The 18640-nt window shown below is 71.4% G+C and carries 18 protein-coding genes; 4 read left to right on the forward strand and 14 right to left on the reverse strand.

What is annotated here, in order from left to right; genetic code table 11:
- The first annotated feature begins 118 nt into the window (after window positions 1-118).
- Entirely contained in the window at window positions 119-1336 is a 1218-nt protein-coding gene (locus tag PS271_RS12350; RefSeq protein ID WP_398381975.1) for a lipase family protein, read from the forward strand.
- Window positions 1337-1391: 55 nt separating this feature from the next.
- Here the strand turns inward: PS271_RS12350 and PS271_RS12355 are convergent, their stop codons facing one another.
- The 6 genes from PS271_RS12355 to PS271_RS12380 all read right to left on the reverse strand — a co-directional run bounded on the left by PS271_RS12355 (window position 1392) and on the right by PS271_RS12380 (window position 8065).
- Complete coding sequence (locus tag PS271_RS12355; RefSeq protein ID WP_398381976.1) at window positions 1392-3275, reverse strand: AMP-dependent synthetase/ligase; 1884 nt, start codon at window positions 3273-3275, stop codon at window positions 1392-1394.
- Window positions 3276-3475: 200 nt separating this feature from the next.
- On the reverse strand, window positions 3476-4141 hold the full coding sequence (locus PS271_RS12360; protein WP_398381977.1) for a TetR/AcrR family transcriptional regulator: 666 nt from the start codon (window positions 4139-4141) through the stop codon (window positions 3476-3478).
- Between the two features lie 184 nt (window positions 4142-4325).
- On the reverse strand, window positions 4326-5657 hold the full coding sequence (locus tag PS271_RS12365; protein WP_398381978.1) for a dicarboxylate/amino acid:cation symporter: 1332 nt from the start codon (window positions 5655-5657) through the stop codon (window positions 4326-4328).
- A 369-nt stretch (window positions 5658-6026) separates the two neighbouring features.
- Window positions 6027-6314 carry a DUF4229 domain-containing protein gene (locus PS271_RS12370; protein WP_120756805.1) on the reverse strand — a complete coding sequence of 96 codons (288 nt, stop codon included), beginning with the start codon at window positions 6312-6314 and terminating at the stop codon, window positions 6027-6029.
- A gap of 80 nt (window positions 6315-6394) precedes the next feature.
- Window positions 6395-7558 carry an aminofutalosine synthase MqnE gene (gene mqnE, locus PS271_RS12375; protein ID WP_398381979.1) on the reverse strand — a complete coding sequence of 388 codons (1164 nt, stop codon included), beginning with the start codon at window positions 7556-7558 and terminating at the stop codon, window positions 6395-6397.
- A 51-nt stretch (window positions 7559-7609) separates the two neighbouring features.
- Window positions 7610-8065: an Lrp/AsnC family transcriptional regulator gene (locus PS271_RS12380; protein WP_120756482.1), complete on the reverse strand. Its 456-nt coding sequence runs from the start codon at window positions 8063-8065 to the stop codon at window positions 7610-7612.
- A gap of 131 nt (window positions 8066-8196) precedes the next feature.
- On the opposite strand from PS271_RS12380, the gene PS271_RS12385 reads away from it, so the two are divergent.
- The gene (locus tag PS271_RS12385; protein ID WP_398387137.1) at window positions 8197-8343 is read left to right on the forward strand and encodes a hypothetical protein; all 147 of its coding nucleotides are present in this window, start codon (window positions 8197-8199) and stop codon (window positions 8341-8343) included.
- On the opposite strand, the gene PS271_RS12390 is transcribed toward PS271_RS12385, so the two are convergent.
- Genes PS271_RS12390 through PS271_RS12400 form a run of 3 tightly spaced genes read right to left on the reverse strand, consistent with a single transcriptional unit; the run spans window position 8340 to window position 11451 of the window.
- Entirely contained in the window at window positions 8340-9035 is a 696-nt protein-coding gene (locus PS271_RS12390) for a UbiX family flavin prenyltransferase (protein WP_398381980.1), read from the reverse strand. The two genes, PS271_RS12385 and PS271_RS12390, sit on opposite strands and share 4 nt — an antisense overlap.
- Window positions 9036-9085: 50 nt before the next feature.
- On the reverse strand, window positions 9086-10003 hold the full coding sequence (mqnP, locus tag PS271_RS12395; protein ID WP_398381981.1) for a menaquinone biosynthesis prenyltransferase MqnP: 918 nt from the start codon (window positions 10001-10003) through the stop codon (window positions 9086-9088).
- Window positions 10000-11451 carry a menaquinone biosynthesis decarboxylase gene (locus PS271_RS12400; protein WP_398381982.1) on the reverse strand — a complete coding sequence of 484 codons (1452 nt, stop codon included), beginning with the start codon at window positions 11449-11451 and terminating at the stop codon, window positions 10000-10002. The genes mqnP and PS271_RS12400 overlap by 4 nt, the downstream gene beginning before the upstream one ends.
- A gap of 87 nt (window positions 11452-11538) precedes the next feature.
- On the opposite strand from PS271_RS12400, the gene PS271_RS12405 reads away from it, so the two are divergent.
- Together PS271_RS12405 and PS271_RS12410 are read left to right on the forward strand one after the other, a co-directional pair.
- Complete coding sequence (locus PS271_RS12405) at window positions 11539-11832, forward strand: PLD nuclease N-terminal domain-containing protein (protein ID WP_398381983.1); 294 nt, start codon at window positions 11539-11541, stop codon at window positions 11830-11832.
- Between the two features lie 306 nt (window positions 11833-12138).
- Window positions 12139-13566: a phosphocholine-specific phospholipase C gene (locus PS271_RS12410; protein WP_398381984.1), complete on the forward strand. Its 1428-nt coding sequence runs from the start codon at window positions 12139-12141 to the stop codon at window positions 13564-13566.
- A gap of 6 nt (window positions 13567-13572) precedes the next feature.
- Here the strand turns inward: PS271_RS12410 and PS271_RS12415 are convergent, their stop codons facing one another.
- The 5 genes from PS271_RS12415 to PS271_RS12435 all read right to left on the reverse strand — a co-directional run bounded on the left by PS271_RS12415 (window position 13573) and on the right by PS271_RS12435 (window position 18550).
- Window positions 13573-14124 carry an SRPBCC domain-containing protein gene (locus tag PS271_RS12415; protein ID WP_398381985.1) on the reverse strand — a complete coding sequence of 184 codons (552 nt, stop codon included), beginning with the start codon at window positions 14122-14124 and terminating at the stop codon, window positions 13573-13575.
- A gap of 80 nt (window positions 14125-14204) precedes the next feature.
- A complete protein-coding gene (gene ccsB, locus PS271_RS12420) occupies window positions 14205-15359 on the reverse strand; it encodes a c-type cytochrome biogenesis protein CcsB (protein WP_398386819.1) in 1155 nt (384 codons plus the stop codon).
- Complete coding sequence (gene resB / locus PS271_RS12425; protein WP_398381986.1) at window positions 15359-17134, reverse strand: cytochrome c biogenesis protein ResB; 1776 nt, start codon at window positions 17132-17134, stop codon at window positions 15359-15361. Before resB ends, ccsB begins: the two co-directional genes overlap by 1 nt.
- 5 nt (window positions 17135-17139) lie before the next feature.
- Window positions 17140-17877: a cytochrome c biogenesis CcdA family protein gene (locus tag PS271_RS12430; protein ID WP_398386820.1), complete on the reverse strand. Its 738-nt coding sequence runs from the start codon at window positions 17875-17877 to the stop codon at window positions 17140-17142.
- Window positions 17878-17926: 49 nt separating this feature from the next.
- Window positions 17927-18550 carry a TlpA family protein disulfide reductase gene (locus PS271_RS12435; RefSeq protein ID WP_398381987.1) on the reverse strand — a complete coding sequence of 208 codons (624 nt, stop codon included), beginning with the start codon at window positions 18548-18550 and terminating at the stop codon, window positions 17927-17929.
- Between the last annotated feature and the right edge of the window lie 90 nt (window positions 18551-18640).

An 18640-nucleotide genomic window follows, 5' to 3' on the forward strand; every position in this document is an offset into this window, starting at 1 on the left:
CGGGGATTTCGATCATCGTGCGTGTGGTCACCGGGGTACGGGTGTTCCGGAGTTTCGTCCGGGGGTTTCGCGACGAGACATGAGTGACCGGACACAACTGAACAGTCAGGAGAGCCGCATGCACGTGCGCACGCACCCACGCCGGCAGCGTCGACAGCGTTGGCAGCTCCGTACGAAAACCCGGGCCGCCGCCGGCGCCCTCGCCCTCTTGCTCGGCCTCGCGGGTCTCGCGGGCACCGCGGGCGCCGCCGTCCCCGCCTCCTCCGCCTCCTCCGCCGCCGCCCCGGGCGACGTCGTCACCGCCGCCCCCACCTCCTTCCACCCGCTGCCGGGCCAGCCCACCGGCACCAAGGCGTGGCACATCACCTACCGCTCCACCACCGCCACCGGCGCCCCGGACGTCGTCTCCGGCACCGTGATCGTCCCCCAGGACGGCAGAACCGGGCCGCGCCCCCTCGTCACGTACGCCGTCGGCACCGTGGGCCTCGCCGACCAGTGCGCCCCCTCCGCCGGCTTCCCGCGCGGGACGACCGTGGAAGGCAATCTGATCCAGCTGCTCACGCAGCGCGGCTGGGCCGTGGCCGTCACCGACTACGAGGGCCTCGGGACGCCCGGCACCCACACGTACATCGTCGGCCGGTCCGAGGGCCACGCCGTCCTCGACGCGGCCCGTGCGGCGCTGCGGCTGCCCGGGGCGGGGCTGGCCCCGGACAGCCCCGTCGGCGTCATGGGCTACTCGCAGGGCGGCCAGGCCGCCGGCTGGGCCGCCGAACTGCACGACAGCTACGCGCCCGAGCTGAACCTCAAGGGGACGGCGGCCGGCGGCGTCCCCGCCGACCTCGTCAAGGCGACCGAATTCAACGACGGCCGCATCGGCGCGGGCCTGGTCCTCATGGGCGCCATCGGGCAGGACGCCGCCTTCCCCGAGCTGAACCTCGCCTCGTACCTCAACGGCAAGGGCCGGACCGCGGTCGCCTTCTTCAAGCAGCACTGCGTGACCACCGACACCGCCGTGGGCCTGTTCAAGCGGATCTCCGACGTGACCGTCCGCAACCCGCTGAAGGAGCCGGACTGGCAGCGCGCCCTGCACTCCTCCGACCTCGGCACGCACGCCCCCGACCGGCCCCTTCGCGTCTACCACGGGACGCAGGACGAGATCGTCCCGTACGAGAGCGCCGCGCTGATGCGCGCCGCCTGGTGCGCCAAGGGCGCCACGGTGGACTGGGATCCGGTGCCGCAGGGCGGACACGGCTCCAGCCTGCTCGCCGGATCGGTGCCGGCGGTGAACTGGCTCGCGGGCCGGTTCGCCGGCAAACCGGCACCGAACAACTGCTGAGGCCGGGGCCCTTCCCGCGGATCAGGGCGTACGAGCGCCGGGCCCGGCATCCGGTTCAGCGCTCGTACAGCCGCTCCACCTCGGCCGCGAAGTCCCGGGCGATCACCGCGCGTTTGAGCTTCAGCGACGGCGTGAGGTGCCCGGCTTCCTCCGTGAAGTCGGCGGTCAGGACGGCGAAGCGGCGTATCGACTCCGCCCGCGAGACCGTCGCGTTCGCGTCGTCCACCGCCGTCTGGAGCTCCGCGAGCAGCTTCCCGTCCCGCACCAGCTCCTCCGGCGGCAGCCCCTCCTTGCGGTGCATGCGGGCCCAGTGCGCGATCCCGTCGGGCTCCAGGGTGAGCAGGGCCGTGATGTACGGGCGGTCGTCGCCGACGACCATGCACTGGCCGACGAGCGGGTGCGCGCGCAGCCGGTCCTCCAGCGGTGCGGGGGCGACGTTCTTGCCGCCGGAGGTGACGAGCAGCTCCTTCTTGCGGCCGGTGATGGTGAGGTAGCCGTCCGCGTCGAGCGCGCCCAGGTCCCCGGTGGGGAACCACTCCCCCGGCGCCGCGGGCACGGCCTCGCCGCGCTCGCCGTCCCAGTAGCCGGCGAAGACGTGCCCGCCGCGCAGCAGCACCTCGCCGTCCTCCGCGATCCGCACGGCGCCGCCCGGCAGCGGCCAGCCGACGGTGCCCAGGCGGGGGCGGTGCGGCGGGGTGAGGGTGGCCGCCGCCGTGGTCTCGGTGAGGCCGTAGCCCTCGAAGACGTCGATGCCGGCGCCCACGCAGAAGGCCGCGAGGCGCTCGCCGAGCGGGGAGCCGCCGCTGATCACGTAGCGGACCTCGCCGCCGAGCGCGGCCCGGATCCGGCGGTAGACCAGCGGGTCGTACAGCGCCCGGGCGAGCCGCAGGCCGGGGCCGGGCCCGGGGCCGCTGCCGTGCCGGCGGGCGAGCTCCGCCTCGCCGTAGCGCCGGGCGATGCGGGCGGCGCGGTCGAAGGAGGCGGCGCGGCCCAGCTTCTCGGCGTTCGCGCGGCCGGTGTTGTAGACCTTCTCCAGCACGTAGGGGATGACGAGCAGGAACGTGGGCCGGAAGCCGGCGAGGTCCGCCAGCAGGTCCTCGGTGCGCAGGGACGCGGCGTGGCCCACGCGGACGCGGGCGCGCATGCAGCCGACGGCGACGGTCCGGCCGAAGACGTGCGAGAGGGGCAGGAAGAGGAGGGTGGCGGCGGGCTCCTTGCTGACCGCCTTGAAGACGGGGTGCAGCAGCTCGGTGGAGTTGTCGGTCTCGGCGAAGAAGTTGGCGTGGGTGAGAACGCAGCCCTTGGGGCGACCGGTGGTGCCCGAGGTGTAGATGAGGGTGGCGACGTCTGCGGGGCCGCGGGTGGCGCGGGCCTCGGCGACGGCGGCGTCGGGCAGGCCGCGCCCGGCCGCGACCAGGGCGGGTACGGCGCCGGCGTCGAACTCCCACAGGTGGGCGAGGCCCGGGAGCACGGCGCGCTCGCCCTCCACCAGGCGTGTCTGGTCCGCGTCCTCGACGACGCAGGCGGCGGCCCCGGAGTCCGCCAGGATCCAGCGGACCTGGGCGGCGGAGGAGGTGGGGTAGACGGGGACGGTGACGAGCCCGGCGGCCCAGGCGGCGAAGTCCAGCAGCGTCCACTCGTAGCGGGTGCGGGCCATGATGGCGAGCCGGTCGCCGGGCCGCAGCCCGTGGGCGATCAGGCCCTTGGCCGTGGCCAGCACCTCGGCCGCGAAGGTGGCGGCGCTGACGTCGCGCCAGGTGCCGTCGGGCTGCTTGCGGCTGAGGACGGGGTCGGCGGGGGCCTCGGCGGCGTTGTCGAACGGCAGGTCGCCGAGCGAGCCGCGCGCCACGGGCGGGACGAGCGGGGGGAGGGACGCTTCGCGGACGACGCCGTCGACGAAGGTGATGCGGGGTGGGGCTGCGGTGTGCGGAATGGACACGTGCGGCTCCCTACGGGGGCTACCAGTCGGTAAGTGGCGGCAATCTACGCCTCAGGAGCCACACGCTCCAGACCGCGAGGGGCCGGCACGGCCGGTATCAGCCGTGCCGGCCCCTCGCGGCGCCCCGCCGTTGCGGCGAGGAGCTCCCCGCCGCGACGGCTTACCGAAGGCACCGCACCACGCCACCGCCGCCCGCGGCGCTACGCGCCGACCGGGGCCCAGCGCCGCCCGTTCGCCAGGTTCTCCAGCCCGGACCACGCGAAGTTCATCAGCGTCGCCGCCGTCTCCTGCTCGGAGGGGGCGGCGCCGTCGCGCTCGTTGGACCAGCCGGCGAGCGACTCGGCCGCGCCCACCAGGGCGTGGGCGAGGCCCGAGACCTCGGTCTCGGGCAGCGGCGCGGTGCAGCCGCCGTCCTCGGCCGTCTCGGTGATCAGCCGGGTGACGACGTCGACGAGCTGCTGCCGCAGGGCGGCCACCTCCAGGGCGAACGGCTCGCCGTGCGTGCGGGCCTGGCAGTGCAGGACCGCCCAGCCGTCGGGGTGCGCGGCGGTGTGGGCGAAGAACCCGCGCAGCCCGTCCCACAGCCGCCGGTCGGCCGGCGCCCCCCGGTCCACCGCGCCCCGGACGGCCGAGATGAGCGCCTCGGCCTCGCGCCGGATGCAGGCGCTGAAGAGGTCTTCCTTCGAGTGCAGGTAGAGATAGACCAGGGGCTTCGAGGCCCCGGCGAGCTCGGCTATCTCGTCCATCGATGCGGCCCGGTACCCGCGCCGCGCGAAGACGGCGACGGCGGCGTCGAGCATCTGACGCTCGCGCACCTCCCGCGGCATGCGCTTGGGCCTGGTCTGTGTAGCGTCCACGACAAACATCCCTCCGCCCCCGTCACGTTACCGGCAGGTAATGTTACGGGGTGGAAGCGCCCGGGGTAGGGCCGTTCGGGCCTTCCCTACGGACTAGTCAGTCAAGATCCCGTCAGCGGGCCCGTCAGCGGGCCCCTCATGACGGCGCCCCCGGCCTCACCGGAGGCCGAGGGCACTGTCACCGCAAGGAGCGTTACGCCGCGACCGGCGCCGGCCGGCCTTCCGGCTCCGGGGTGGTGTCTTCGAGCCGGGAGCCGTCGGCCGTGTCGTAGGCCGCGCGGTCCAGGATGCCCTCGCGGGAGGCGACCAGGATCGGGACGACCGACTGCCCAGCGACATTGGTCGCCGTACGCATCATGTCCACGATCGGGTCTATCGCCAGGAGCAGGCCCACACCCGCCATCGGCAGGCCCAGCGTCGACAGCGTCAGGGTCAGCATGACCGTCGCGCCGGTCAGGCCGGCGGTCGCGGCCGAGCCGATCACCGAGACGAAGGCGATCAGGATGTAGTCCTTGACCTCCAGCGGCACGTCGAAGACCTGCGCGACGAAGATCGCGGCGATGGCCGGGTAGATCGAGGCGCAGCCGTCCATCTTGGTCGTCGAGCCGAAGGGCACGGCGAAGGACGCGTACTCCTTGGGCACGCCGAGGCGCTCGGTGACCTTCTGCGTCAGCGGCATCGTGCCCACGGAGGAGCGGGAGACGAAGGCCAGCTGGATGGCGGGCCAGGCGCCCCGGAAGAACTGCAGCGGGTTGACCTTGCCGACGCCGGCCAGCAGCAGCGGGTAGACCACGAAGAGGACGAGGGCGCAGCCGACGTAGATGTCCGCGGTGAAGGTCGCGTACTTGCTGAGCAGGTTCCAGCCGTACGTGGAGATGGCCGTGCCGACGAGGCCGAGCGTGCCCAGCGGGGCGAGCTTGATGACCCACCACAGGGCCTTCTGGAGCAGCTCCAGCACGGAGTGGCTGAGGGTGAGGACCGGCTTCGCCTTCTCGCCGGTCTTCAGGATCGCGACGCCCACGACCACGGCCATGAAGACGATCTGCATGACCTTGAGCTGGGTGAACGGCGTGACGATGTCGGTCGGGATGATGCCGGTGAGGAAGTCCAGCCAGGAGCCGTGCTTCTTGGGCTCGGCGCCGTCGGCGGCGGTGAGGCCGGTGCCCGCGCCCGGGTCCGTGAGCAGGCCGATGCCCAGGCCGATGAGGACCGCGATCAGCGACGTGATCATGAACCACATCAGGGTGCGGCCGGCCAGCCGGGCGGCGTTGGAGACGTTCCGCAGGTTGGTGATCGAGACCAGGATCGCGAAGAACACCAGCGGCGCGATGACCAGCATCAGCAGCTGGACGAAGAGGTCGCCGATCTTGCCGAGCGTGGTGGACAGCCAGGCGACGTCACCGCTCTTGGCGACCCAGCCGAGCAGCGCGCCGACGACGAGGCCGAGCAGGATCTGGGCCCAGAAGGGGACCTTGGGTATGCGCCCGCGCAGGGACGCCGTGGAGGGCGGGGGTGTCGATGACAACGGAAACTCCGGTTACAGACGGAAGAAAAAGGGCGTGGAGCGCCGAGGAAATCCGTTTGCGCAGGATCTCCGGCCGCGGGGGACATGCGTCAGCGGCGGCAACAGGCCGCGTTGACACGGCGGCAAAGATCGACGTGCAGGCGCGCCACGAGCACGGGGCCCGTGGGGAACTGGTGCGCTGCTGCTGTCTTCATGTCCAATACGTTAACACTTGGACTTTGGGGAACCCAAAGCTCTTCTTTGGGTTCGTGGGGCGCCGGGGCCGGCCGGAAGCGCCCCGGAATCACGCGGAAAACGCCGGTGCCCCGGCGCGGAGCGGGTCGCTCCGCACCGGGGCACCGGCGCGAAATCGGGCAAACGTGACGAGGCTTACACCCCGTCCTCCTGGCCTGCGTTGGCGTTGATCGCCGCCTTCGCCCGGTCCACGCGCTCGACGATCTGCACGGACATCGCGTCGCGCTGCTTGCGCAGCAGCACCCAGCTGAGCGGCGCGGAGAGCACGAGCGAGAGCAGGACCATCCACATGAGGTTCGAGCTGCCCACGCCCAGCGGGATGACGTGCGCGTAGCAGAGCACGTAGACGACGGCGAAGCAGCCGATGAGCAGGCCGAATCGCAGGGCGGTGTAGCGGAGCGACGCGTACTTCTGGCTACTCACGGGCGGGACCTTCTTCTCGACGACGACCGGAGGGGGCACGTTCTTCAGTCAAACCAGTACAGCACGCCCCGAAGTGGATCTCAGAGGCGCATCGCCTGCGGCGATTCCCGCAGCGAGGCGTCGGGGCCCGGGTACTCGCGGATGATCTCGTAACGGGTGTTGCGCTCCACCGGGCGGAAGCCGGCCTCGCGGATCAGCTCCAGCAGGTCATCGCGGGTGAGCTTGTTCGGCGTGCCGTAGTTGTCCGCGTCGTGCGTGATCTTGTACTCGACGACCGAGCCGTCCATGTCGTCCGCACCGTGCTGGAGCGCGAGCTGCGCGGTCTGCACGCCGTGCATCACCCAGAACACCTTGACGTGCGGGACGTTGTCGAACAGCAGCCGCGAGACCGCGAAGGTCTTCAGCGCCTCGGCGCCCGACGCCATCGTCGTCCGGGCCTGGAGGCGGTTGCGGATCTTGCCGTCCTTCATGTCCACGAAGTCGTGCTGGTAGCGCAGCGGGATGAAGACGTGGAAGCCGCCGGTCTCGTCCTGGAGCTCGCGCAGCCGCAGGACGTGGTCGACGCGGTGCCGCGGCTCCTCGATGTGGCCGTAGAGCATCGTGCACGGGCCCTTGAGGCCCTTGGAGTGCGCCAGGCGGTGGATGCGCGACCAGTCCTCCCAGTGGGTGTCGTGGTCGACGATGTGCTGCCGGACCTCCCAGTCGAAGATCTCCGCGCCGCCGCCGGTCAGCGACTCCAGGCCGGCGTCGATCAGCTCGTCGAGGATCTCGTCGGCCGGCAGGCCGGAGATCTTCTCGAAGTGCTGGATCTCGGTGGCGGTGAAGGCCTTCAGCGAGACGTTCGGCAGCGCCTCCTTGAGGGCCTTCAGCGAGCGCGGGTAGTAGCGCCAGGGCAGCGTCGGGTGCAGGCCGTTGACGATGTGCAGCTCGGTGAGCTTGTCGCTCTCCATCGCCTTGGCGAGGCGGACGGCCTCCTCGATGCGCATCGTGTACGCGTCCTTCTCGCCCGGCTTGCGCTGGAACGAGCAGTACGCGCACGACGCCGTGCACACGTTCGTCATGTTCAGGTGACGGTTGACGTTGAAGTGGACGACGTCGCCGTTCTTCTGCGTGCGCACGTGGTGGGCGAGCCCGCCCAGCCAGGCCAGGTCGTCGGACTCGTAGAGGGCGATGCCGTCCTCACGGGTCAGCCGCTCCCCGGCGAGGACCTTCTCCTCCAGCTCGCGCTTGAGCCCCGCGTCCATGACGTCCGCCTCTCCGATACTTCCGCTTTACGAACCCTCCCGAGCGTATCCCTACGCCTCGTCGGGCAGTTCGCCGACCCGGTTCTCCCACTTCGTGGACAGCACGATCGTGGTGCGCGTGCGGCTGACGCCCTTGGTGCCGGACAGCCGGCGGATGGTGCGCTCCAGGCCGTCCACGTCGCCGACGCGGACCTTGAGCATGTACGAGTCGTCGCCGGCGATGAACCAGCAGTCCTCGATCTCCTCCAGGTCGCGCAGCCGGCGGGCGACGTCCTCGTGGTCGGCGGAGTCCGAGAGCTGAAGGCCGATCAGGGCGGTGACGCCCAGGCCGAGCGACGCGGCGTTCACGGTCGCGCGGTAGCCCGTGATGACGCCGGCCGCCTCCAGGCGGTTGATCCGGTCGGTGACGCTCGGCCCGGAGAGGCCCACCAGCCGGCCCAGCTCCGCGTACGAGGCCCGGCCGTTCTCCCGGAGGGCCTGGATGAGCTGCCTGTCCACCGCGTCCATAACCTGGCACCTTTCAATAATCGGCGAACTCGCCGCTTTTCATGTAGAATCTAAGGCATGCAGGGCTCGAAGTCCTGCAAATCTTCGCTCAACTCGCTAGATCAACGACGATCCTTCAGGAGTGACACACCGTGTACACGATCGAGATGGCCTACGCCCGCATGCGTGAGATGCAGGACCTGGCCAACCGCTCGCGTGCCCACCAGACCGCCGAGCGCCGCGCCGAGGCCAAGGCCGCGCGCGCCACGAGCCGGGGCGTTCGCGCGAAGAAGCGCTAGTCCCCCTCCCGGGAGCGCGCCTCACCCAGCTCTCCCTTCCACCGGCGGTAGAGCCGGTGCGGCACACCCGCCGCATCCAGCACCCGCCCCGCGACGAAGTCCACCAGATCCTGGATGTGCGTCGCGCCCGCGTAGAACGCCGGAGAGGCGGGCAGCACCACTGCGCCCGCCTCGTCCAGCGCCACCAGCTGCTTCAGCGACTGCCCGCTCAGCGGCGTCTCCCGCACCGCGACCACCAGCGGCCGCCGCTCCTTGAGCGTCACGCTCGCCACGCGCTGCAACAGGTCCTTCGACAGCCCCAGCGCCACCCCGGCCACACAGGCCGTGCTCGCCGGGACGATCAGCATCCCCTTCGCCGGGTACGAACCGGACGACGGCCCCGCGGCGAGGTCGCCCGCCGGCCAGTACCGGACGTCGTCCAGAGGGGCGCCCGGGAAGTGCGGCTTGCCGTCGGCGCCCAGCGCCAGCCACTCGCGCAGGTCCTCCTGCCAGTGGGCGTCGCGGAACTTGATCCCGGTCTCGTCCAGCAGCGTCAGCCGCGACGCGCGGCTGACGACCAGGTCGACGGCTTCACCGGCCGCCAGCAGCCCCCGCACCACGGCGGCGGCATACGGCGTGCCGGACGCCCCGGACACGCCGACCACCCACGGCCGGCGCTCCCGGCGCTGCGTTACACGTTCGTACGGCTCCACGCCCTTGAGCCTAGCCGCAGGCCCGGGAGCCCCCGCGCGAGGCGGTACGGCTAGACGCCGAGCCCTCGCGCCACAAGATCGAGCAGTGCACACACGAAAAGCGCAATGCCGATGAATCCGTTGACGGTGAAGAATGCCCTGTTCAGGCGGGACAGGTCGTGCGGCTTGACGATCGTGTGCTCATAGAGGAAGGCGGCGGCCACCACGGCCAGGCCCACCCAGAAGAACGCCCCCGCATGCGTCGCCGCCCCGTACCAGGCCAGCAGGCCCGTCGTGATCACGTGGCACACGCGGGCGCCGTGCAGCGCCGCCGGGACGCCGAAGCGCGCCGGGGTCGACTTCACGCCGTGCGCCCGGTCCGCCATCACGTCCTGGCAGGCGAAGATCAGGTCGAAGCCGCCGATCCACACGCCCACCGCGAGGCCCAGGATCACCGCCTCCCACGACCACTCCCCCGTCACCGCGAGCCAGGCGCCCACCGGGCCCATCGCCTGCGCCAGGCCCAGGATCGCGTGCGGGAAGTCGGTGAACCGCTTCCCGTACGGATAGACCACCATCGGCACGACCGCGATCGGGGCCAGCGCCAGGCACAGCGGGTTCAGCAGCGCGGCCGCGCCCAGGAAGAAGAAGACGGCGATGCCGGCCCCGGTCCACGCCGAGCGCACGGACACCGCGCCGGTGACCAGCTCGCGGCCCGCCGTGCGCGGGTTCCGCGCGTCGATCTCGCGGTCGATGATGCGGTTGCAGGCCATCGCGAACGTGCGCAGGCCGACCATCGCCACGGTGACCAGCAGCAGCCGCGTCCAGTGGATGTTGCCGTAGGTCCGGAACATCGCGGTGAGGGTGGCGATGTAGGCGAAGGGCAGCGCGAAGACCGAGTGCTCGATCATGACGAGCCGCAGGAACGCCTTGACCTTGCCGCTCGACGGCGCCGGGCCCGGGGTGAGGACCCCTTCCGCGGACGTCACAGCCCGTACTCCTTCCACCTGCGGTCGACCTTCGCCGCCGTCTCCGGATCCGACTCGACCATCTCCGGCCAGCCCCCGTCGCGCGTGTAGCCCTCCTCGGGCCACTTCGCCGTCGCGTCGATGCCCGCCTTGCCGCCCCAGAACTGCTGGTACGAGGCGTGGTCGAGGTGGTCCACCGGGCCCTCGACGACCGTCAGGTCGCGCGCGTAGTCGGTGTTGCCCAGCGCCCGCCACGCCACCTCGTGCAGGTCGTGCACGTCGCAGTCCGCGTCCACCACGATGATCAGCTTGGTCAGCGACATCATGTGCGCGCCCCAGACGGCGTGCATGACCTTCTGCGCGTGCTTGGGGTACTTCTTGTCGATCGAGACGATCGCGCAGTTGTGGAAGCCGCCGGACTCCGGCAGGTGGTAGTCCACGATGTCCGGAATGATGATCTTCAGCAGGGGCAGGAAGAACCGCTCCGTGGCCCGGCCCAGCGGGCCGTCCTCCGTCGGCGGGCGGCCGACGACGATGGACTGGAGCAGCGGCCGCTTCCGCATCGTCACGCAGTCGATCGTCAGCGCCGGGAACGGCTCCTGCGGCGTGTAGAAGCCGGTGTGGTCGCCGAAGGGGCCCTCCGGGAGCATCTCGCCCGGCTCCAGCCAGCCCTCCAGGACGACCTCGGCGTTCGCCGGGACCTGGAGCGGGACGGTCTTGCAGTCGACCATCTCCACGCGCTTGCCGGAGACGAAGCCCGCGAAGAGGTACTCGTCGATGTCGCCGGGCAGCGGCGCCGTGGAGGCGTACGTGACGGCCGGCGGGCAGCCGAAGGCGATCGCGACCGGCAGCCGCTCGCCGCGCTTGGCGGCGACCTGGTAGTGGTTGCGGCTGTCCTTGTGGATCTGCCAGTGCATGCCGATGGTGCGCTTGTCGTGGCGCTGGAGGCGGTAGAGGCCCAGGTTCCGCACGCCCGTCTCGGGGTGCTTGGTGTGGGTGAGGCCCAGGTTGAAGAAGGAGCCGCCGTCCTCGGGCCAGGTGAAGAGCGCGGGCAGCCGGTCGAGGTCGACGTCGTCGCCGGTGAGGACGACCTCCTGGACGGGCGCGTCCTTGATCTTCCGCGGCGGGACGTGCGCCATCGCGCCGAGCTTGCCGAAGGCCTCGCGCATGCCGACGAAGCCCTGCGGGAGCTCCGGCTTGAGCAGGCCGCCGATCTTCTCGCTGATCTCGTCGTAGGAGCTCAGGCCGAGCGCCTTGAGCAGCCGGCGGTCGGTGCCGAAGACGTTCATGGCCAGCGGCATGGCCGCGCCCTTGACGTTCTCGAAGAGGAGGGCGGGGCCGCCCGCCTTGTTCACCCGGTCCGTGATCTCGCCGACTTCCAGGTACGGATCGACTTCCGCCGTGATGCGCTTGAGGTCGCCGTCGCGCTCCAGCGCCCGGAGGAACGAGCGAAGGTCGTCGTAAGCCATGCGTTCCAGTATCAAGCACGCACTACGCTGGCTATGTATCGGGGCCGCCGCGCGGCCCGTACCACCGTCTCCGGGGAGCCGTCCGACATGCTCAGGTATCTGCCGTTCCTGCTGATCCTGGCGCTGTGGATCTACGCCTTCGTCGACTGCCTCAACACCCCGGAGAACGAGGTCCGCGGCCTGCCGAAGCTCGCCTGGGTGATCGTCATCCTGCTCTTCGGCGAGGTGCTCATCGGGCCGGTCGCCTGGCTGATCGCGGGGCGCCCGCGGGCCGCGGCCGCGGCGCGCGGCGGCGAGCGGACGTGGGTCGCGCCCGACGACAACCCCGAGTTCCTGAAGTCGCTCCGGCGCGACCAGGGCGATCCGCCGCCCGCGAGCTGACCGCCCGCCCACCGCGCCGGCACCTACCCGAGGCCCTGACGCCCCGCCAGGCGATTCGCCCGGCCGGCCGTCACCCGGCCTCGTGCACGTCACCCGCCGTACGGCGTAGCAGACGATCCCTCGATCGGGTCATAAGAAAAGCGGATTTCGAGCCCCGCGCCCGGCCTTCCGGATCAACTCGCTCCTCTTCACAGCCATTTGGCGCCCCGTTCACACACCCTCTCCTGCCCGTGACGCACCCGTGCCGGGAGAGTCCGAGAAGCCACACTGAGGCCTCACGCGACTCCAGGGAGAGGGGCACACGCCATGCCCGAGATGACCCGACGCAGACTCCTCGGCTCCGCCGCGGGTGCCGTCGGCGGCGCCGCCGCACTGTCGCTGCTGCCGCCGAGCGTGCAGCGGGCCGTCGCCACCGGCCCGGCCCGCCGCGGCTCGCTGCGCGACATCGAGCACGTGGTCATGCTCATGCAGGAGAACCGGTCCTTCGACCATTACTTCGGCACCCTCAAGGGTGTGCGGGGCTTCGGGGACCCGGACGCCATCAAGCTGCCGAACGGCAAGGACGTCTTCCACCAGCCCGACGAGAAGAACCCCGCCGGCCACCTGCTGCCGTTCCGCCTCGACACGCACAAGTCGAGCGCCCAGGCCATCCCGACCACCAGCCACTCCTGGTCCGTGCAGCACGAGGCGTGGAACGGCGGGAAGATGGACCGCTGGATGCCGGCGCACCGCAAGGCGGACGGCGCGAACGGCCCGTACGTGATGGGCTACCACACGCGCGAGGACATCCCCTTCCAGTTCGCCCTGGCCGAGGCCTTCACCCTCTGCGACAACTACTTCTGCTCGGTCATGGGACCCACCTGGCCCAACCGGCTGTACTGGATGACGGGCACCATCGACCCGGCCGGCGCCCGCGGCGGCCCCGTCATCGACAACACCGCCCCCGAGCCGTACCGCTGGACGACGTACGCGGAGCGGCTCCAGGCGGCGGGGATCAGCTGGCGCGTCTACCAGGAGGAGGACAACTACGGCTGCAACCTGCTGGAGCAGTTCCAGCAGTTCAAGGACGCGAAGCCGGGGGATCCGCTGTACGAGCGGGGGATGCGGCGGCTGCCCGCCGGGGCCTTCGAGGAGGACGCACGCAACGGCAAGCTGCCGGCCGTCTCCTGGATCATCCCGACCGCGGCCCAGTCGGAGCACCCGCGCTACCTGCCGGCCGCGGGCGCGGACTACGTGGCCCGCAAGATCGAGGCCATCGCCGACAACCCCGACGTGTGGGCGAAGACGGTCTTCATCCTGAACTACGACGAGAACGACGGCCTCTTCGACCACGTGCCGCCGCCGGTGCCGCCCGCGGGCACGGCGGACGAGTTCGTGGGGAAGCTGCCGATCGGCGGCGGCTTCCGGGTGCCGTGCCTGATCGTGTCGCCGTGGACGGTGGGCGGCTGGGCCGCGGGCGACGCCTTCGACCACACCTCGGTGCTGCGCTTCCTGGAGGTATGGACGGGGGTGCGGGAGCCGAACATCAGCGCCTGGCGGCGCCGCGCCTTCGGCGACCTGACCTCGGCGTTCGGCTTCACGGACCGGGCCAAGCGGCCGCCGCGGCTGCCCGCGGACACCGCGCGGCAGCTGGAGCAGGCCAAGTGGGACGTGACGCACCTGCCCAAGCCCGCGTTCCCCGGCGCCCGGCAGAGCCCGCCCGAGCAGGAGAAGGGCACGCGGCGCCGGCGCTGACGGGCCTCAGCCCTTCGGGGGCGCGCCGGGGTCGCCGGAGCCGCGCAGCTCGTACTCGGCGCGGAGCTTGCGCCACCGTTCGAGGGTCCACCCCGTCCAGTCCGCGGGCCGGCCGGCGAGGGCCTCCAGCAGGTACTCGAAGTGGTGGTGCCAGCCCGCGAGGCAGTCCAGGCGGACGGTGTCGGGGCCGGTGAACTCGTTGGTGAAGTGCAGCAGCGTGCCGCCGACGCCGGCCGGGGCCGGCTCCAGCTCGAAGCGGATCCGGCCGTGGATCTCGACGGTGTACTCGGCCAGCCGCTGCGGCTGCCAGGCGGTGACGCGGCCGGGGGCGACCGTGGACTTCCCGGCGGCGTCGGTGTTCAGCCAGCGCAGGGTGATGGCCCCGCCCTCGCGCTGCTCGAACGGCTCGGCCGCGGCCAGCCAGGTGGGCAGGCCTTCGGGGGTGGCGACGGCCGCCCACACCTCGGGCACGGGGTAGGGCAGCGACAGCTCGTAGCGCAGGAGGTGGCTGTCCTCACCCCGCGGCTCGGACTTCCCGTAGAGGGAGGGGATCTCCATACCCCCAGCTCTACCACCGCGGCCCGCCCCGCGCGCTCCGGGGAGCGCGCGGGGCGGGCCGTACGAGGGGTGGGCGCGGGTCAGACTCCGGCGTACGAGTGCTTGCCGGTGACGAAGATGTTCACGCCGTAGTAGTTGAAGATGTAGCAGCCGAAGGCGGCGAGGGCGATGTAGGCGGCCTTGCGGCCCTTCCAGCCGGCGGTCGCGCGGGCGTGCAGGAAGCAGGCGTAGGCGACCCAGGTGATGAAGGACCAGACCTCCTTGGGGTCCCAGCCCCAGTAGCGGCCCCAGGCGGCCTCGGCCCAGATGGCGCCCGCGATGATCGTGAAGGTCCACAGCGGGAAGACCGTCGCGTTGATGCGGTAGCCCAGCTTGTCGAGGGTGGCGGCGGAGGGCAGGCGCGACATGGGGTTGTCGGTGCGCAGCGCGAGCTTGGCCTTGAAGCGGGCGTACTTGCGGTCCTGCGGCAGCTCGTTCAGGTAGCGGCGCAGGCCGGCGCCGGTGCGGCCCTCGACGAGGCGGGCCTCGTAGCCGTCGCGGAAGAGGAAGAGCAGGGTGGAGCAGGCGCCGACCCAGAACGCGGCACCGCACAGGATGGCGGTGGAGACGTGGATCCACAGCCAGTACGAGTGGAGGGCCGGGACGAGCTGGTCGCTCTCGGTGTAGAGCACGGAGACGGCGAGGCCGAGGTCGAGGAGGATCGTGGTGGTCAGCGGCAGGCCGAGCCAGCGCACGTTCTTCTTGGCGGCCAGCAGGCCGAGGTAGACACCGACGACCGTCATGCCGAAGGTCGTGGAGAACTCGTACATGTTGCCCCAGGGGGCGCGCTCCACGGACAGCGCCCGGGTGAGCACCGAGCCGGCGTGCAGCAGGAAGGACAGCACGGTCAGGGAGACGGCGATGCGGCCGTAGACGTCGCCCTTCTCGCTGGTGCCGGCGGCGCCGGGGCCGTCGGGGACGTCGCGGCGGCCGGCGGCGGCGCGGGTGACGACCTTGGGGCGCTCCAGGACGGCGGTGCCGCCGCCCTGTGCGCTCGCGGCGGCCGCGGTGCCGGTGGCGGCCTTGCCCGCCTCGGTGGTGATCGCCGCGGCGGTGCGGCCGACGGCGCTCCGGCTGCCGAACACCCACTCGGCGATGTGGGCGAGGAAGGCCAGGGTGTAGACGGCCATGGCCGAATAGATCAGCACGTTGCTGATGTGGGCCAGGTTCTCGTTGGCTGCGGCAGCGAGGGGGATCACGCGCGCGCTCCTTCGGATGCTGCGGAGGAATCCGCGGACTCGGCGGACTCCGCGGGGTCGGGGGCGTCCGTGGCGGTCACGGGCGGGGCGTCGGCTTGCAGGGCGGCGGCGAGGTCGGCGAGCTCCTCGGGGAGCCTGGCGGACTCGCTGCGGCCGAGGCCGGCCAGCTCGACGACGGTGTGCCCGTCCGTGCCGCGCACGGCCCGCACCCAGACGCGGCGGCGCTGGATGAACAGGGAGCCGGCGACGCCGGCGAGGGCCGCGACCGCGCCGGCGAGGGCGGTGGCGTTGCCGGGCTGCTGGGAGATCTGGAAGGTGGCCCAGGGCTTGATGCCCTCGAACTTCAGGGTGCCGCCGTCGGGCAGCGTCATGGTGTCGCCGACCTTGAGGGCCTGCGCGAAGGGCTTGCCGTCCTTGGCCTTGAACTGCTCCATCTTGGACACGTCGAGCTGGTAGACGTTCTGCGGCGTGCCGCTGTCGGTGCCGAGGCTGCCGTGGTACGCGGTGAGGACGAGGCGCGGGTTGTCCAGGTCGGGGAACTGGGACAGCATGCTGCCGGTCGTCAGGTCCATGGTGGGCACGAAGTTGCCCTTGAAGCCGATCTGGTCCTTCTCGCCGTCCTTGGTGCGGTAGTCACCGACCTTCAGGACGGTCGACTCGGTGATGTTGTTGTCGATCGGCAGGGAGGGGATGCCGCCGCGGAAGGAGACGTCGCCCTGACCGTCGCGGACGGTGACGACGGGCGCGTAGCCGTGGCCGATCAGGTAGACCTTCGAGCCGGAGGTCTCCAGCGGCTCGTTGACCTTGATCGTGGCCTTGCGGCCGGGCCCGTCGGCGCCCTCGTGGTAGGTGACGTGGGCCTCGTAGGTGCGCGGGGTGCCGCGCTGGGGGCCGGTGCGCTCGTACGTGGCCCGGAAGTCGTCCATGTAGAAGCTGAAGGGCTTCAGGTCGTCGGCCGTGAAGAGCGAGCCGGACTTGAAGTCGTCGTACTGGACGAGCGTGTTGGCGAAGCCGTCGCCCTCGACGATCAGCTTCTGGCCCTCGGACTTCCACAGCTGCCCGGAGGCGAAGGCCAGGAGCAGCACGATGAGCGCGATGTGGAAGACGAGGTTGCCGGCCTCGCGCAGGTAGCCCTTCTCGGAGGCGACGGAGTCGCTGCCGGGCTCGGTGCGGAAGCGGCGCTTCTTCAGCAGCGTGCGGGCCGCGGCCAGGACCTGCTCGGGGTCGGCGTCGGTGCGCCACGTGGTGTGGGCGGGCAGCCGCTTGAGGTTGCGGGGGGCGGCCGGCGGGCGGCCGCGGAGCTGGCCGACGAACTGCCAGGTGCGCGGGATGATGCAGCCGACGAGGGACGTGAACAGCAGGATGTAGATCGCGGAGAACCACACCGAGCTGTAGACGTGGAAGAGGCCGAGCTTGTCGTAGAGCGGCCCGAGCGTCTCGTGCGCCTTGCGCCAGCCCTCGGCCTTGACCGCGTCCACGCTGGTCTGCGGGACGAGCGAGCCGGGGATGGTCGCCAGCGAGAGCAGGAACAGCAGGATCAGGGCGACCCGCATGGAGGTCAGCTGCCGCCAGAACCAGCGGGCCCAGCCGAGCGTCTCGCGGGCGGCCCAGGCCGCTCCGCCGAGCACGCCGGGCTTGCGGACGCCGCCGAAGGAGCCGGGCACGGCCTGGCCGCGCTCCTCCTCGGGCGCCGTGGACAGCTGCGAGCCGGCGGCCGCGTCCCTGTCCTCGGCCGCGCCGTCGGTGGCGGGGGTTGTCTCTGTCGTGCCCATGTACATCAGACCTCGGGGGAGAAAGAGCTGGACCACGTCTGCAGTTCGCGGATCATGCTGTCCCACACCCCCGTGACGAGGAGCACGCCGACCGCGACCATCATCAGCCCGCCGGCGCGCATGACCCATGCATAGTGCCGCTTGACCCAGCCGAACGCACCCAGCGCGCGCCGGAAGGCCACCGCGGTGAGGATGAACGGCAGGCCCAGGCCCAGGCAGTAGGCGACGGTCAGCAGGGCGCCGCGCCCGGCGCTGGCCTGGGTGGAGGAGAGGGAGAGGACGGAGGCGAGCGTCGGGCCGACGCACGGCGCCCAGCCGAGCCCGAAGAGCGCGCCCAGCAGCGGCGCCCCCACCAGGCCCATGGTGGGCCGGGTGTGGAAGCGGAACTCGCGCTGCCCGAACCTGTTCAGCAGGCCCATGAAGGCCAGGCCCATCACGATGGTGAGGACCCCCATCACCCTCGTGATCGTCTCCTGGTGGACCAGCAGCGCGTGGCCGACCCAGCCGAAGAGCGTGCCCATGGAGACGAAGACGAAGGTGAAGCCGAGGACGAAGAGGGTGGACCCGACGAGCATCCGGCCCTTGCGGGACTCGGCCAGATCCGCTCCGCCGACCCCCGTCACGTAGGAGAGGTAGCCGGGGACGAGCGGGAGCACGCACGGCGAGAAGAACGAGACCAGCCCGCCGAGCAGGGCGACGGGCAGGGCCAGCAGCAGCGCCCCGGAGAGCACCGTCTGGTTCATCTCGCCGACGGCGACCGTGACGGCGGCGGAGGTGGCGGGGGTCACCGGGTCACTTCTCCGCGACCAGCGGGTCGAGCGTCTTGCGCAGCTCTTCCTCGGTCAGCGCCTTGATCGCCCGCGCGGCGATCTTGCCGTCGCGGTCGATGAAGACGGTGGAGGGGATGGACTGGGGGTTGAGGCTGCCCGCGGGGAAGCGCAGCAGGAGCTTGCCGGCCGAGTCGTAGAGGCTCGGGTACGGGACCTCGAACTCCTTCTCGAACTTGATCGCCGGGGCGGGGTCGGAGTCGCGGGTGTTGAGCCCGACGAACTGGACGCCCTTGCCCTTGTAGTCGTTGGCGACGTTGACGAGGTTCTTGGCCTCGGCGCGGCACGGGGAGCACCACGAGCCCCACACGTTAAGGACGACGATCTTGCCCTTGTAGTCCTTGGCGACGTCGAGTTCCTTGCCTTCCAGCGTCTTGCCGGAGAGGTCGGGCGCGTCCTGCCGCCCGCCCTTGTCGCTGACGACGCTCACACCGCCCGTACCCTGCACGAACTGGGTCTGGCCGCCGCTCTTGGGGTTGTCGCCCGAGCCGCAGGCGGTCAGGGACAGGGCCGCGGCGGCGGCGAGGATGGCCGGCAGGGTGATACGCCGGCGTGGTCCGGGGCGTCGAAAGGCGCGGCAGGCACTCATGTGAAAAGTTTCGCATGGTCCGTTTAGGGATCTTCCGCGCCCCCCTGTGACGCGAGCCGCCGCCCGGCGGGGCCTCGCGGGACGGCCGCG

The organism is Streptomyces sp. SCA2-17, from assembly GCF_044336695.1.